General features: G+C 75.8%; 15 protein-coding genes. 9 read left to right on the forward strand and 6 right to left on the reverse strand.

Annotated features, from left to right (window positions below; translation table 11 throughout):
* Positions 1-51 precede the first annotated feature (51 nt).
* The gene (locus tag OH807_RS07185) at positions 52-492 is read right to left on the reverse strand and encodes a hypothetical protein (protein WP_406195292.1); all 441 of its coding nucleotides are present in this window, start codon (positions 490-492) and stop codon (positions 52-54) included.
* A 310-nt stretch (positions 493-802) separates the two neighbouring features.
* The gene (locus OH807_RS07190; RefSeq protein ID WP_406211463.1) at positions 803-925 is read right to left on the reverse strand and encodes a hypothetical protein; all 123 of its coding nucleotides are present in this window, start codon (positions 923-925) and stop codon (positions 803-805) included.
* A 90-nt stretch (positions 926-1,015) separates the two neighbouring features.
* On the opposite strand from OH807_RS07190, the gene OH807_RS07195 reads away from it, so the two are divergent.
* Positions 1,016-1,198 carry a hypothetical protein gene (locus tag OH807_RS07195; protein ID WP_406211464.1) on the forward strand — a complete coding sequence of 61 codons (183 nt, stop codon included), beginning with the start codon at positions 1,016-1,018 and terminating at the stop codon, positions 1,196-1,198.
* 60 nt (positions 1,199-1,258) lie between these two features.
* Here OH807_RS07195 and OH807_RS07200 read toward each other — a convergent pair whose 3' ends face one another.
* Positions 1,259-1,933 carry a pyridoxamine 5'-phosphate oxidase family protein gene (locus OH807_RS07200; protein WP_406195294.1) on the reverse strand — a complete coding sequence of 225 codons (675 nt, stop codon included), beginning with the start codon at positions 1,931-1,933 and terminating at the stop codon, positions 1,259-1,261.
* A gap of 459 nt (positions 1,934-2,392) precedes the next feature.
* Between OH807_RS07200 and OH807_RS07205 the strand changes: the two genes are divergently transcribed.
* The 4 genes from OH807_RS07205 to OH807_RS07220 all read left to right on the forward strand — a co-directional run bounded on the left by OH807_RS07205 (position 2,393) and on the right by OH807_RS07220 (position 5,242).
* The gene (locus tag OH807_RS07205) at positions 2,393-3,322 is read left to right on the forward strand and encodes a universal stress protein (protein ID WP_406195296.1); all 930 of its coding nucleotides are present in this window, start codon (positions 2,393-2,395) and stop codon (positions 3,320-3,322) included.
* Positions 3,323-3,421: 99 nt separating this feature from the next.
* The gene (locus tag OH807_RS07210; RefSeq protein ID WP_406195298.1) at positions 3,422-4,111 is read left to right on the forward strand and encodes a TetR/AcrR family transcriptional regulator; all 690 of its coding nucleotides are present in this window, start codon (positions 3,422-3,424) and stop codon (positions 4,109-4,111) included.
* Between the two features lie 146 nt (positions 4,112-4,257).
* Positions 4,258-4,452: a DUF1918 domain-containing protein gene (locus OH807_RS07215; protein WP_406195300.1), complete on the forward strand. Its 195-nt coding sequence runs from the start codon at positions 4,258-4,260 to the stop codon at positions 4,450-4,452.
* 49 nt (positions 4,453-4,501) lie between these two features.
* The gene (locus OH807_RS07220; protein WP_406195302.1) at positions 4,502-5,242 is read left to right on the forward strand and encodes a DedA family protein; all 741 of its coding nucleotides are present in this window, start codon (positions 4,502-4,504) and stop codon (positions 5,240-5,242) included.
* Here OH807_RS07220 and OH807_RS07225 read toward each other — a convergent pair.
* On the reverse strand, positions 5,239-5,982 hold the full coding sequence (locus tag OH807_RS07225; protein WP_406195303.1) for a PIG-L deacetylase family protein: 744 nt from the start codon (positions 5,980-5,982) through the stop codon (positions 5,239-5,241). The genes OH807_RS07220 and OH807_RS07225 overlap by 4 nt on opposite strands.
* A gap of 310 nt (positions 5,983-6,292) precedes the next feature.
* On the opposite strand from OH807_RS07225, the gene OH807_RS07230 reads away from it, so the two are divergent.
* The gene (locus OH807_RS07230) at positions 6,293-7,312 is read left to right on the forward strand and encodes an MDR family NADP-dependent oxidoreductase (protein ID WP_406195305.1); all 1,020 of its coding nucleotides are present in this window, start codon (positions 6,293-6,295) and stop codon (positions 7,310-7,312) included.
* A gap of 80 nt (positions 7,313-7,392) precedes the next feature.
* The gene (locus OH807_RS07235) at positions 7,393-7,785 is read left to right on the forward strand and encodes a MerR family transcriptional regulator (RefSeq protein ID WP_406210774.1); all 393 of its coding nucleotides are present in this window, start codon (positions 7,393-7,395) and stop codon (positions 7,783-7,785) included.
* Between the two features lie 79 nt (positions 7,786-7,864).
* On the opposite strand, the gene OH807_RS07240 is transcribed toward OH807_RS07235, so the two are convergent.
* Positions 7,865-8,818: a helix-turn-helix transcriptional regulator gene (locus OH807_RS07240; RefSeq protein ID WP_406195309.1), complete on the reverse strand. Its 954-nt coding sequence runs from the start codon at positions 8,816-8,818 to the stop codon at positions 7,865-7,867.
* A 112-nt stretch (positions 8,819-8,930) separates the two neighbouring features.
* Between OH807_RS07240 and OH807_RS07245 the strand changes: the two genes are divergently transcribed.
* Positions 8,931-9,437 (forward strand): hypothetical protein, encoded by a 507-nt coding sequence (locus OH807_RS07245; RefSeq protein ID WP_406195310.1) that lies wholly within the window; start codon positions 8,931-8,933, stop codon positions 9,435-9,437.
* A gap of 63 nt (positions 9,438-9,500) precedes the next feature.
* A complete protein-coding gene (locus tag OH807_RS07250) occupies positions 9,501-11,546 on the forward strand; it encodes an FUSC family protein (RefSeq protein ID WP_406195312.1) in 2,046 nt (681 codons plus the stop codon).
* A 90-nt stretch (positions 11,547-11,636) separates the two neighbouring features.
* Here the strand turns inward: OH807_RS07250 and OH807_RS07255 are convergent, their stop codons facing one another.
* The gene (locus tag OH807_RS07255; RefSeq protein WP_406195314.1) at positions 11,637-13,040 is read right to left on the reverse strand and encodes an amidase; all 1,404 of its coding nucleotides are present in this window, start codon (positions 13,038-13,040) and stop codon (positions 11,637-11,639) included.
* Positions 13,041-13,164: the final 124 nt, after the last annotated feature.

The following is a 13,164-nucleotide window of genomic DNA, read 5'->3' on the forward strand; positions in this document are numbered from 1 at the left end:
GTGCCCCGACCACCTGGCGCCCCGGCACCTGATGCGACGGTCCGTCAGCCGCTACGGCCTGCTGCGGTCGTGCAGCGTCCCCGCGCACAGCGCCCAGATGATGAAGATGTCGACGGCGATCAGGACGATGGCCCAGAACGGGTAGTAGGGCAGCCAGAGGAAGTTGGCGATCAGGCTCAGCCCGACGAGCACCACGCCGACGGCGCGTGCCCAGACGGCTCCGTAGAACACGGCGAAGCCGGCGACGAGCACGAGGATGCCGAGGATGAGGTGGATCCAGCCCCAGCCGGTCAGGCTGAACTTGAACGTGTAGTTCGCCGTCCTGACGAACAGGTCGTCCTTGGCGATGGCGCTGATTCCCTCCAGGACCGCGATGGCCCCGCCGAAGATCATCAGCACGGCCGCGAGGACGGTCCAGCCGGATCGCAGGATGTGCCGCGAGGGGCGGGCGGTTGCCTGCCCGGGCTGCGGCTGGTTGACGTTGCTCGCCATGTCGGCCTCCCTGGTCGGGGGAGCCCGCGGACCTGCCGAGTCGGCTGCCGACGACTCCCCTTCCAGAGTTCCACCGCCGCGCCGATACCGCGCCCCGTGCCGATCGCGGACCGCGCACCGCGCACCGCGCCGCACCGGCGGCCGAGCCCGGACGCCCCGCCTGGGGCGTCCGGGCTCGTGCAGGCCTCGTGCCGCCGGACGGAGCTCCGTCGGACGGTCGTGGCAGGGGCCCGGCCCGGAGCAGGCTCGGTGTCCTGGAGACCTTCGATGATGCCGGGCGAGTCGGCGGATGCCCCGCTCGCCCGCGCCGCTACGGTTCGAGGCGCGGTGCGCGCTTGATCAGTGTGATGCCCAGCCGGGCGACGCCGGCGGCCATCAGCAGCAGCCCCGGCGGGAAGGTGGCGAGGCCGCGTTGCGGGTGGTCGCCGAGCACGGTCCGGCCGGCCTCACGGTGCGGCGGGTCGCCGAAGCCGCCGGTTCGTCCACCATGGGCGTGTACAGCCGCTTCGGCAGCCGAACGGGCATGCTTCAAACCCTCCACGAGCGGGCGTTCGACATGCTGCGGGCCGCCATGCACGGCATGGTCAGCATCGAACTGACCCACCGGGACCGCACCGAGCTTCCCGGTCGGGCCGTCGCGTCGGGCCGGGAAGGCGTCTACCTCGACGGCGTGCACGCACTCTGCGACTGCCTCGGCCTGAACTGACCGCGCGACCGCGACCGCTCGCCCGACCGCCCCTGACCGGGAGTCATGCCCGGCACCGGCTCAGTCGCCGCCGATCCGGCGGCCGGTGATCTCGTCCGCCCGGATCCGCACCCAGAGCGGGCGGTCCCCGCCGGCCCAGGGGGTGGCCCCGGGCAGCCCCGACAGCCGCCGCACCTCGTCGGCGTCCGTCACGTGGTGCGCCTCGCCGAGGATCAGGACGCTCCAGCCCCGGCTCAGGCGGTCGTCGATCCGGTCGACCTGGAACGACACCGGGAGCCCGTCCTCCGGTGCGGCCGGGCTCCGGGCGGCCGTGCGGAAGAGGATGCTCCCGGCGTCCACGGTGTAGTTGACCGGGAAGACCGCCGGCCCCGGCTGGACGGGGAGGGCGATCCGGCCCACCCCGTGGGTGCCGAGCATCTCCCAGCACTCGGCGGCGGTGAGGTGGCGCAGCATCGGGTGCGCGGGCGCGTCGCCCTGTCCCGGCGTGGCGTCGGCGCGGCCCTCGACGAGACCCCGGAAGGTGAGGCGCAGGGCGGCGGCGATCCGCAGGTAGGCCCCCGGGTCGAAGGCCGGTCCGGCCTCCAGCAGGTGCTGGAGGTAGCGCGGCGCCATGGCCGCCTGGTAGGCCAGCATCTCGTCGGTCAGCCCGAGCTGGTCGCGGCGCTCGGCGACCCGCCGGGCGACGGCGGCGGGATCGGCCTGCCGGGCGGCTTCGATGTCGTCGTTCTGGTTCACCCTCTGCTCCTCGCTCGTCGGCTCCTCCGCTCGTCGACTTCCCTGTTCCTCGACTCCTCGACTCCTCGGTTCGTCGGTTCGTCGGTTCGTCGACTTCCTGGTTCTCGACCCCGCGGCCTCCGGGCCGCAGCGGCGAGGCGTGCCGGCCGTCCGCGGGCCGTCGGGGTCGGGGCCCACCGGGCGGCGGCGGTACCGATCCCCTCTCCCCCAGCCTCCCCCCGGCGAGCGGTGATCACCAGGGTCGGGCGGCACGGGCCGCCGGGCCGATGGACCCGCGCGCTGCCGCCGGTGGGCCAGGACGCGCCGGTCCGGCACGTCCGGAGGGCCTAGGCTGGCAGTGGACCCATGCGCGGTACCGGAGGACGTGGCGGGCGGCGCGCCGGGCATCCGCCGCGCTGCCGCGTCCGTGCCCGCACCGCCACCCTCTGCGCGCAGCGTCGACCGGCATCGGAGGGCGCCGTGAACGGACCGATCGTGGCGGGCTTCGACGGATCGGCCGAGAGCATCACCGCCACCGAGTGGGCGGCCCACGAGGCGGTGCTCCGCCGGCTGCCGCTGGAGCTCGTCCGGGTCGGGCCCCGGGACGGGACGGGCGGGCCGGGCACCTCCGACGCCCGGGACGGGTACCTCCTGATCACGCGGGAGGCCGAGCTGCGCGCCCTCGCCCCGGGGGCCGAGGTGACCTCCATCCAGGTCCCGGAGGATCCGGCGGCGGTGCTGGCAGCCGCGGGCCGGGACGCCACGATGCTGGTGCTCGGATCCCGCGGGCTCGGCGCGCTGCGCGGCTACCTGGTCGGGTCCGTGAGCCAGGAGGTGCTGCGGCGGGCGACCTGCCCGGTGGTGCTCGTCCGGGCCGAGGGCCCCGCACACGGTACGGCCGACGGCCCCGGGGCCGGGAACGCCGGGAGCGCCACGGCCGACGGGGGCACCGATCCCGGCACGGGCACCGGCACCGGCACCGGGCGGGAGGTCGTGGTCGGCCTGGACCTGGAGAAGCCGTGCGCGGCGGTGGTCGCCTTCGCCTTCCGGGCCGCCGCCGCCCGCTCGGCGCCGCTGCGGGCCGTCCGGGCCTGGGACCCGCCGACGGACAGCGCCCTGATGGCGTTCGCCGCGATCGGCAACACCGACGAGGACCTCGCGGCGGCCGCCCGCCGGGAGCTGGCGGATGCCTGGCGGCCCTGGCAGGAGCACTACCCGGGGGTGGCGGCCACGGCGGAGCTGATCCTCGGGAGTGCCGCCGCCGTCCTGGTCGGGACGGCGGACCGGGCCGCCCTCGTGGTGGTCGGCCGCCGTGCGCACCGCTCGCCGTTCGGCGGGCACCTCGGGCCGGTCGCCCACGCCGCGATCCACCACATCCGGTGTCCGGTGGCCGTCGTCCCGCACCCCTGACGCCGCGACGGCGCTCCGGCCGTCCCACCTGCGGAGAACACGAGCAACACTCATGTCGGAGATTGGCCCGGGGAACGCCCGATGCGGCACAGTGGGCCCATGAGTGCGGACACGAGGAGTCACCAGGTCGCCGGGCAACCCGCCCCCGGGAGACGACGGCCGGTGCAGCAGCGCAGCCAGGAGCGCTACGGCCGGATCCTGGACGCCTGCGCCGGACTGCTCGACGAGGTCGGCGCGACCGCGCTCACCACCAAGGAGGTCGCGCACCGCGCCGAGGTGCCGATCGGGACGCTCTACCAGTTCTTCGCCGGCAAGGAGGACCTGCTGGCCGCCCTCGCCGGGCGCAACCTCGACCACTACCTGCAGCGGCTGGACCGGCGGCTGCTCGCCGAGGCGCCGACCGGGCCGGCCGGGTTCACCGACCTCGCGGTGGACGAGTTCGTGACGATGAAGCGGAGTGTGGCCGGCTTCGGCCAGGTGGACTTCGGGCTGGCCGGCGCCGCCGTGCCGGCCGGTGTCCGGGACGACCGGCACCTGATCGACGCCGACCTGGACAACAACACCGCCGTCGCGCTGCGTTTGCAGGCGCTCGGCGGCGAACTGTTCGCGGCGGCCGACCCGGTGACGCTCACGCTCGGGCTGCGGGTGGCCCTGGAGGCGGCCGACGCGGTGCTCAAGCTCGCCTTCCGCAGCGATCCGGACGGCGACCCGGCCCTGATCGGCGAGTGCAAGCGGCTGGTCCGCTGCTACCTGGCCGAACAGCTCTCCGGCACGCTCCCGCCCTGCTGAGACCGCCGGGCCCGGCCGGCGGCCGGCGGGCGGCCCGGCCGGACCGCCCGAGCCGTTGCGGGCCCGCTCCCGCCGCAGCACAGTGGAAGCAGAACGGTGGAAGCAGAACAGCTGCCCGTGCGGCCGCGCGATCCGAGGAGCAGACCATGCACGCAGCGGTAGGTGACCAGCTCCACATCCACAGCAGGTCGGTGGGCATGGTCGACCAGAAGGGCGAGATCATCGAGGTGCGGGGCGCCGGCGGCGAGCCGCCCTACATGGTCCGCTTCGAGGACGGCCACACCGGCCTGATCTACCCCGGGCCCGACTGCAACATCGAGCCCCGCGAGGTGCTCCGCTGACCCAGCCCGCCACCACCCCGCGCTCCCGCGGCGCGGGGTGGTGACCCTCGTGTCCGAACCCGCTCCCGCGCTGCCCGGTGCGCTCGCCGGCCTGGCGCCGCTGCTCGACCAGTACGGCTACCAGGCGGTCGCGCTCTTCGTCCTGCTGGACAACTGCGGCATCCCGGCGCCCGGCCAGACCATCCTGGTGCTCGCCGCCGTCTACGCCGGTGCCGGACACCTGAGCTTCACCGCCGTCGTGGCGATCGCCTTCGCTGCCGCGGTCGTCAGCAACAGCCTCGGCCACCTGATCGGCAGCACCGGCGGACGCGCCTTCGTGCACCGGTGGGGCCCGTACGTCCTGCTCACCCCGGCCCGGATGGAGCGCGCCGACGGGTTCTTCGCCCGGCACGGCGGCAAGGTCGTCACCGTCGCCCGTTTCGTGGACGGGCTGCGCCAGACGAACGGCATCATCGCCGGCACCACCGAGATGCCGTGGCGCCGGTTCCAGCCGTTCAACGTGCTCGGCGCGGCGCTCTGGGTCGGCGTCTGGTCCGCCTTCGGCTACCTGGCCGGGGCCAACATCGGCGCCGTGTACCGGACGGCGGTGCGCTACCAGCTCTGGCTGCTGGTGGCGGTCGTCGTGCTCTGCGCCGCCGTCGCCGTCCGGCACCTGCTCCGCCGGCGGCGGGGACACGGGCGGGACGACGACGGCGGCGGCGAGGGCGCGCGCAGGAGCGAACGCAGGAACCGGGGCGAGAACGAGGGCAGGGGACCGGCCGGCGGCGACGGGCGGCGGAGCACTCCCTAGTGGAGCGGGAACACCTCGAACGGGACGGCGAAGCGCGTCCCGAGCCGGCTGCCGGCGCCGCGGCCGAAGCCCTCCAGGAACTCCCGCGGGTCGGCCATCGCCCCGCCGAGACCGGCCAGGTACGCCTTGTGCTCGGCCAGCGAGGCGATGCCCTTCTCGAAGTGGTCGGTGGTGTCGACGGCGTGCCGCGACTCGGGCGAGGCGACCGCCCAGACCTCGCGGACGCCGCCCCACGGCTCGTGCCCCTCGGCGGTCAGCTCGCGGAACACCCAGCGGTTCCCGGCGTCCCGCACCGCGTCCAGGGTGGCCCGGCCGACGGCGATGTGGTCGGCCTGGTTGAGGAACGTCCCGCCGTACGTCTCACGGAAGTTGCTCGTGATGACGATGTCCGGGCGGTGCCGGCGGACGGTGCGGGCGATGTCGCGGCGCAGCGGCAGCCCGTACTCCAGGACGCCGTCCGGGTGGCCGAGGAACTCGACGGTGTCGACGCCGACCACGGCGGCGGAGGCGATCTGCTCGGCCTCGCGCAACGGGCCGCACTCCGCGGGGTCCAGCGAGTCGATGCCGGCCTCGCCGCTGGTGACCATCACGTAGACCACCTTCTTGCCCTGGGCCGTCCAGCGGGCGACGGCCGCGGCACCGCCGTACTCCATGTCGTCGGGGTGGGCGACCACCGCCAGCGCGGTCTGCCAGTCCTCGGTGACGGGCTCGAAGGGCTCGGGGGCCTGCTGCTCGTTCATGGTGGTGCCGCCTCTCCGTGGTGCATGCGGTGCAGTCGGTGCGGGTCGTGCAGTCGGTACAGGTGGTGCAGTCGGTACAGGTGGTGCGGGTGGGTATGGCTGGTGCGGGTGGATACGGGTGGTGCGTTCGCGTGTTCGTACCGCGGGCGACTCTAGAAGATCATCGGGCCTCCTGTCCGGCGGACCGCCCGGCGGACCGTCCGTCAGGCACCGCTCGGCCGCCGTCTCTTGCCCCTGACCCGCGGGTCAGGGGTTAGCGTCCCGGCACCCGCAGCGGGACGGCCGCTGCCGTGTCTCCCGGAGTTCCACCATGCCTCTCCCGACGACCGCCCGCGAGGTCCGGCTCATCACCGCCCCGGACGGGCTGCCCGCCCCCGGGGACTTCGCGCTCGTCGAGACCCCGCTCGCCGCGCCCGGGCCCGGCCAGGTGCTGGTCCGCAACCGGTCCTTCCTGGTCTTCCCCGGTCTGCGCACCCTGATCGGCGGCGAGCTGCAGGGCCTCCCGCTGCCGCGGATCCTGCCGGGCGGGGCACTGTTCGGTCCGGCGCTCGGCGAGGTGCTGGCCGCCCCGGCGGACGGCCCGCTGCGCCCGGGCGACCTCGTCACCCACCTGCAGGGCTGGCGGGACCACGCCGTCGGCGACGCGGCCGGTTTCACCCCGGTGGACGCCACGCTGCCGGACCCGGTCGCCCTGCTCTCCCCGTCCTCGGCCGGGTACGGCGCGCTGACCCGGTCGGCCGGGGTGCGGGCCGGTGACGTCGTGCTGGTCACCGGTGCCGCGGGTGCGGTCGGCACGGTGGCCGGGCAGGTCGCCCGACTGCTGGGGGCCTCGCGGGTGATCGGCACCACCGGCTCACCGGCCAAGGCCGAGCGGCTGACGGCCGAGCTCGGCTTCGACGCGGTGCTGGTGCGTGGCGCCGGGCCGATCGGCGAGCAGCTGGCGAAGGCCGCGCCGGAGGGCATCGACGTGCTGCTGGACAACGTCGGCGGCGAGCAGCTGACCGCGGCCGTCGAGGCGGCCCGGCCGGGTGCGCGGTTCGCGCTGGTCGGGGCGCTGGCCGGGCAGCTGGCGCCGGACCGCAGGGGCGGCAGCTCCCCGGCGGTGGTCGACACCTTCCGGCTGCTGAACCAGGGCGTCACCGTGCGCGGGTTCCGCGGTCAGGACCACCCCGATCTGGAGGCGGAGTGGCGGGAGCGGTTCGGCGGCTGGCTGCGCGCCGGGGAGATCGTCTTCCCGTGGACGGCCGTGCCGGGACTCGACCGGGCCCCCCAGGCGTTGCCGCAACTGATCGAGGGCCGTACGTTCGGAGCTCTGATCGTCGAAGTGTGAGCGACTGCCGGCCCGGCGGTGCGCCGCCGGGCACCGGCCGCCCGGCGGGCCGGCGCGGCCGGCAGCGGGAGGGGGAGCGGATGCGGATCGGCGACGCGGCGGCAGCGGCGGGCACGACGCCCCGGGCACTGCGGTTCTACGAGCAGCGCGGCCTGCTGACGCCGCCCGTCCGCACAGCGGCCGGCCAGCGCGAGTACGGGCCGGCCGAGGTGGCCCGGGTGCGGGCGATCCGCGAGCTGCTGGCCCTCGGGCTGACCGTCGAGGACGTGCGCAGCCGGGCGCACCGGCTCGACCTGCTCACCGAGGACCCACCGCGCAGCTGCGCCTCGACGGGGGACGCCGGGCCGGAGACCTTCGCGCCGGTGGTCGAACAGCGGCTGGCCGCCCTGGACGCCGAGATCGCCCGGCTGACCCTGCTGCGCGAGAGCCTGGCCCGGCACGCGGCCACCGGGGGCGGTCCGGTGGCGCCGTAGTGCGCGGCGGGCGGCGGGCGGCCGGCGTGTCACGGCAACGCGCGGCCGGCCGTCACGCGGTGCGTCGGGCCACCGACGGTCACGCACCGTAGCGAGCGGCCAGCGTGCGGACCGTCCCGGCCAGCCGCTCCCGCAGCTCCGCCGGCTCCAGGACCTCGACGTCCGCCCCGAGCCCGAGGAAGAAGGCGTGGGCCCGGTCGAGCGACTCGATCGGCAGGACGGCCCGCACCCGGCCGTCGGGCTCGGTGACCGCGCTCGCACGCAGGGCCCGCGCCACGGCACCCGTGAGCCGTTCCGCGGCGGCGGGCGCCAACCGCACCACCGCCTCGCCCTGGTGCAGCCGGGCGTGGAAGTCCGCCTCGTAGCCCCGCCAGTGGGCGGGCAGGTCGAACCCTTCGGGAGCGTCGAACCGCTCGCCGGAGAAGGCGAGTTCGATGATCTGGTCGACCCGGTAGGTGCGTGGTCCTGGCCCGGCCACGACGTACCAGCGGCCCGCCTTCAGCACCAGGCCGTAGGGCTCCAGGCGCCGCTCGACCTCGGCCGGCTCCTTCCAGCGCCGGTACCGCACCCGGAGGACGCGCCCGGTCCAGACCGCCTCCGCGACCTGCGGCAGGAACGGCACCTCGTCGTTCTCCGCGTACCAGCCGGGTGCCTCCAGGTGGAACCGCGAGCGGATCCGGTCGGCGTCCGCGCGCAGTTCGGGCGGGATCGCGGCGAGCAGCTTGAGCTGGGCGGCGGCGAGGGCGGGGCCCAGTCCGAGCGCGGCGGCGGGCCCGGGCAGGCCGGAGAGGAAGAGCGCCTCCGCCTCGCCGGAGTTGAGCCCGGTCAGGCGGGTGCGGTAGCCGGCCAGGACTTCGTAGCCGCCGCCGTGCCCGGCGTCGGCGTACAGCGGCACGCCGGCCGCCTGCAGGGAGTCGATGTCCCGGTAGACCGTACGGACCGAGACCTCCAGCTCCTCGGCCAGCCGGGCCGCGGTCATCCGGCCGTTGGTCTGGAGGAGCAGCAGGATCGAGAGCATGCGGCCGGACTTCACTGACAGAGGATGTCAGCGGACGGCGCCTAGCGTCCAGCTGTGCCCCCGGCGGCGAGAGCCCTGCCGGTCCGGCCGCCGACGCCCTGCCCGCACGCACGACCGGAGACCGCCCGTGAGCGACCTGCCCGTGGACACCCTGCCCGTGAACGACTTCGACTTCCTGCTCGGCACCTGGGACGTCGCCAACCGGCGCCGGGCCGACTTCCTCGACCCGGCCGCCGACTGGCGGGAGTTCCCCGCGGTCAGCCGCGCCACCCGGCACTTCGGCGGCGGCGCGAGCTTCGACGAGATCGAGTTCCCGACCGAGGGCTTCACCGGCCTGACGCTGCGGCTCTTCGACCCCGCGGCCCGGACGTGGTCGCTGTACTGGTCGAGCACCCGGAGCGGCACCCTGTTCCCGCCCGTCGTCGGCGGGTTCACGGACGGCCGGGGCGAGTTCCACGGCGACGACACGTACGACGGCCGGGCGGTGCGGGTCCGCTTCGTCTGGTCCGGCATCACCGCCGACTCCGCCCGCTGGGAGCAGGCGTTCTCCGTCGACGGGGGCACGACCTGGCTGACCAACTGGGTCATGGAGCTGACCCGCCGCGACGGACCGGCCGCCCTGCCCGGTCACTGACGCGGCGCGCCGGGCCCGGGCCGCCCCCGGGCCCGGCAGCCCCCGGAGCCGTACGTTCTTCCTGTGACACGGAGCTCACGGGCCGGGCGGCTCGCACCCCCCAGCTGGCTCACGGCGGGCCTGCGCCCGCACCCCACACCCGTCCCCCGGGCGGCGGTGGCCCGGGCCGGCCTCGCGCTCTCCGCGCCGCTCGCGGTCGGCCTGGCCGCCGGGCAGCCCGGCTACGGCGCGATCGCCTCGATGGGCGCGCTCAACGCCGTCATCGGCGACACCGCCGACGCGTACCGGATGCGGGTGTTCAACATCGCCGTCCCCCAGTTGTTCGGCGCGCTCGGCGTCACCCTCGGGACGCTCGTGTACGGGGAGGGCTGGAGCGCGGTCGTCGCGCTCACCGCGGTCGCGCTGGTCTCCGGCATGATCTCCTCGATCGGCGCCGTCGCCTCCGCCTCCGGGCTGTTGCTCCTGCTCAACGCCGTGGTCGGCGCCGGCCTGCCGATGCCCGCGCCGTGGTGGAAGCCGCCGCTGCTGCTGACCCTGGGCGGCCTGTGGGTGCTGGTCCTCACGCTGTTCGCCTGGCCACTGCGCGGCGGCGTGCCGGAACGGGTGGCCGTCGCCGCGGCGTACCGGACCGTCGCCGACTTCCTGGCGGCGGCCGGCACACCCGCGCACGACGAGCAGCGGCAGGCCGTCACGCAGTCCCTCAACCGCTCCTACGACCTGCTGCTCGCGCACCGCACCCGGCGGCACGGCCGCTCCCCCGCGCTCGCCCGGCTGATCGCCCAGCTCAACGCGGTGATGCCGGTCGTCGAGGCCGGCTCGGCGGCCAAGCTGCGGCCGCCCTCGCTGGGCCCGCTCGCGCCCGCCTACCCGGCGGCGCTGCGGAGCCTGGCCACCGTCGTCGACCGGGGCCGGCCCGGCACGGGCGCCCTCGACCTGCCGCCGCCGACCGGCCCCTCGGAGCGCGCCCTGGACCAGGCGCTGCGGTACGCGGCCGACATCGCCCGGGAGCCCTCGCCCGACCCGTTCGGCCCGGCCGACCGGCTCGGACGGCCCGCCGGCCTGCGCGTCCGCACCCGGCGGGCCGCCCGGGCGGCCCTGCTCTCCGGGGCCTCCTGGCGGTACGGGCTGCGGCTCGCGCTCTGCATCGGCCTCGCCCAGGTGCTCGTCTCGACGCTGGTCGTCCCCCGCTCGTACTGGGTGGCGCTGACCGTCACCTTCGTCATGAAGCCGGACTTCGGCTCGGTCTTCTCGCGGGCCGTGCTGCGCGCGCTCGGCACCGCGGCCGGCCTGCTGATCGCCATCCCGGTGCTCGCCGAAGTACCGCGCGGGTGGTGGGACGTCCCCATGGCGGCGCTGCTCGCCATGCTGATCCCGGCCTTCTCGGCGAAGGGCTACGCGTTCCAGACGGCCGCCGTCACACCGGTCATCCTGCTGCTCTCCGACCAGCTCAACCACCAGGGCTTCCAGCTGGTGCTGCCCCGCCTGTACGACTCGCTGATCGGCTGCGCGATCTCGCTGCTGGCCGGGTACCTGTGCTGGCCGGAGTCCTGGCACACCCGGATCGGCGACCGGCTCGCCGACGCCGTCGCGGACACCGCCGCGTACGTCACGCTGGCCTTCGCCCGGCCGCCCGGGCGGGACCAGGGCGGCCGGCTGCGCCACCGGCGGCGGCTCTACCGCGACCTGTCGGTCGTCCGGTCGGAGTTCCAGCGCGCGCTCACCGAGCCGCCGCCGGTGGGGACGCGCGCGGCCGCCTGGTGGCCGCTGGTGATCGCCGTCGAGCGGATCGTGGAGGCCACCACGGCCACCCGGGTCCGGGTCGACCACGGGGAGCCGGAGCCGCCGCCCGCCGAGGTCGCGGCCATCTCCCGGGAGCTGACCGCACTGGCGGACGCGCTGAGGACGGGGGTCGGGCCGACGGCCCCGGCGGGGGCGACGGACGGCGCCGACGGCCCGGGCGGCCCGGGCGGTCTCGACGACCGCGGCAGCCCCGGCGGCCCCGGTGCTCGCAGCCCCGGTGCTCGCGGCGGCGGGCCGAGCGGTGTGCTGGACCCGCTCCGCCGCGAGGTCCGGGCCGCGCAGGTGATCGCCACACCGGCCCCGGCCTGAGCGGGCACTCCCGGCAGACACTCCCGGCGAGCCCTCACGACCGGGCGCAAGCCCTCGCGACCGGCCGCGGGCCCTCGCGACCGGCCCGGCTCAGTCCTGGATCCGGCGCCAGGGCCGGTCCGCCTCCAGGGCGAAGGCCAGCTCCAGCAGCAGCCGCTCCTGACCGTGCGCCGCGGAGAGGTGCACGCCGATCGGCAGGCCGTTGCCCGCCGGCTCGGCCGGCAGCGAGATCGCCGGGCTGCCGGTCACGTTGTTCACCGGCGTGAACGCCACGTAGCGGTGCAGCCGCTGAATCAGCTCCTCGAACGCCACGTTCGGGCTCAGGTGCCCGATCGGCGGTGCCACGTGCGCGAGCACCGGCGAGAGGATCACGTCGTGGTCGCGGAACAGCCCCGCGTACGCGGCCTCCGCCCGCCGCAGCCGGCGCAGGACGCCCGGCGTCTTCCGGAACTCGCGGTGGAAGGTGCGCCGCAGCCCGGTGGTCAGGCCGTCCAGCCTGCGGGCCTGGAAGCCCGGGTCCAGCATCAGCTTGCCGGTGGCGGCGATCAGGAAGGCGATGTAGCCCCAGTAGAGGGTGAAGTCGCGGGAGAACTCCTCGCCGAACGGCAGGACCGCCGGCGTCACCTTGTGGCCCATCGCCTCCAACCGGGCCGCCGTCAGCTCGACCGCCTGCCGGGTCGGCGCGTCGGTGACCGCCACCGGTGAGTCCACCACCAGCCCGATCCGCAGCGGCCGGTCGCCGGGGCCTTCGACCAGGCCCAGCGGGGGCAGCGCGGGGTTGCGGTGGTGGCGCTCGGCCGCGGCGAAGAACGCGGCCGTGTCGCGCACGGTGCGGGTCAGCACGCCGTCGGTGACCAGGTCGATCGGCAGCCGGCGGCCCTGGTCGTTGACGACCGTACGGCCGCGGGTGGGCTTCAGGCCGACCAGGCCGCAGCAGGCCGCGGGGATCCGTATCGAGCCGCCGCCGTCGTTGGCGTGCGCGATCGGGACGACACCCGCCGCGACCAGCGCGGCCGCACCGCCCGAGGAGGCGCCGGGCGAGTGCGAGGGCCGCCACGGGTTGCGCACCGGGCGGGCCTCGGCGAACTCGGTCGAGGCGTTGAGGCCGAACTCCGGCAGCCTGGTCTTGCCGAGGACGGCCAGGCCGGTGCCGAGGAACTGCTCGGCGAAGCCGGCCGTCCGGCGCGCGGGCCGGGCACGGAACGCCGAACTCCCCTGCCCCGTCGGCATGCCCTGCAGGTCCACGTTGTCCTTCAGGTAGCTGGGCACTCCGAACAGCAGACCGTCCGCTCCGGCCGGCGCGGTCCGCGGATGCCCGTACGCGGCGTACGCGACCGGTGCCAGGGCCGCGTCGACCCGCTCGGCACGGGCCGCCGCGGCCTGCGCCAGCTCCGCCGGACTCACCGCACCGGCCCGCACCAACGCCGCCAGCCCGACCGCGTCGTGCTCCCCCAGCGCGTCGTCCCCGAACGCGTGAACCCGCTCCTCCGCCATGCGAACTCCCATCCCTACCGGCCGGTAATACGCGCGAGTTCCGCAGTCTAGGCGCGGCGGGTCCGTCCGGACACCCCGTCGACCGCCGGGGAGCGCGCGGTCGGCAGCGCACCGGGCGGGCCGC

Origin of the sequence: Kitasatospora sp. NBC_01560, from assembly GCF_045208415.1 — a bacterium.
Taxonomy (GTDB): Bacteria; Actinomycetota; Actinomycetes; order Streptomycetales; family Streptomycetaceae; genus Kitasatospora.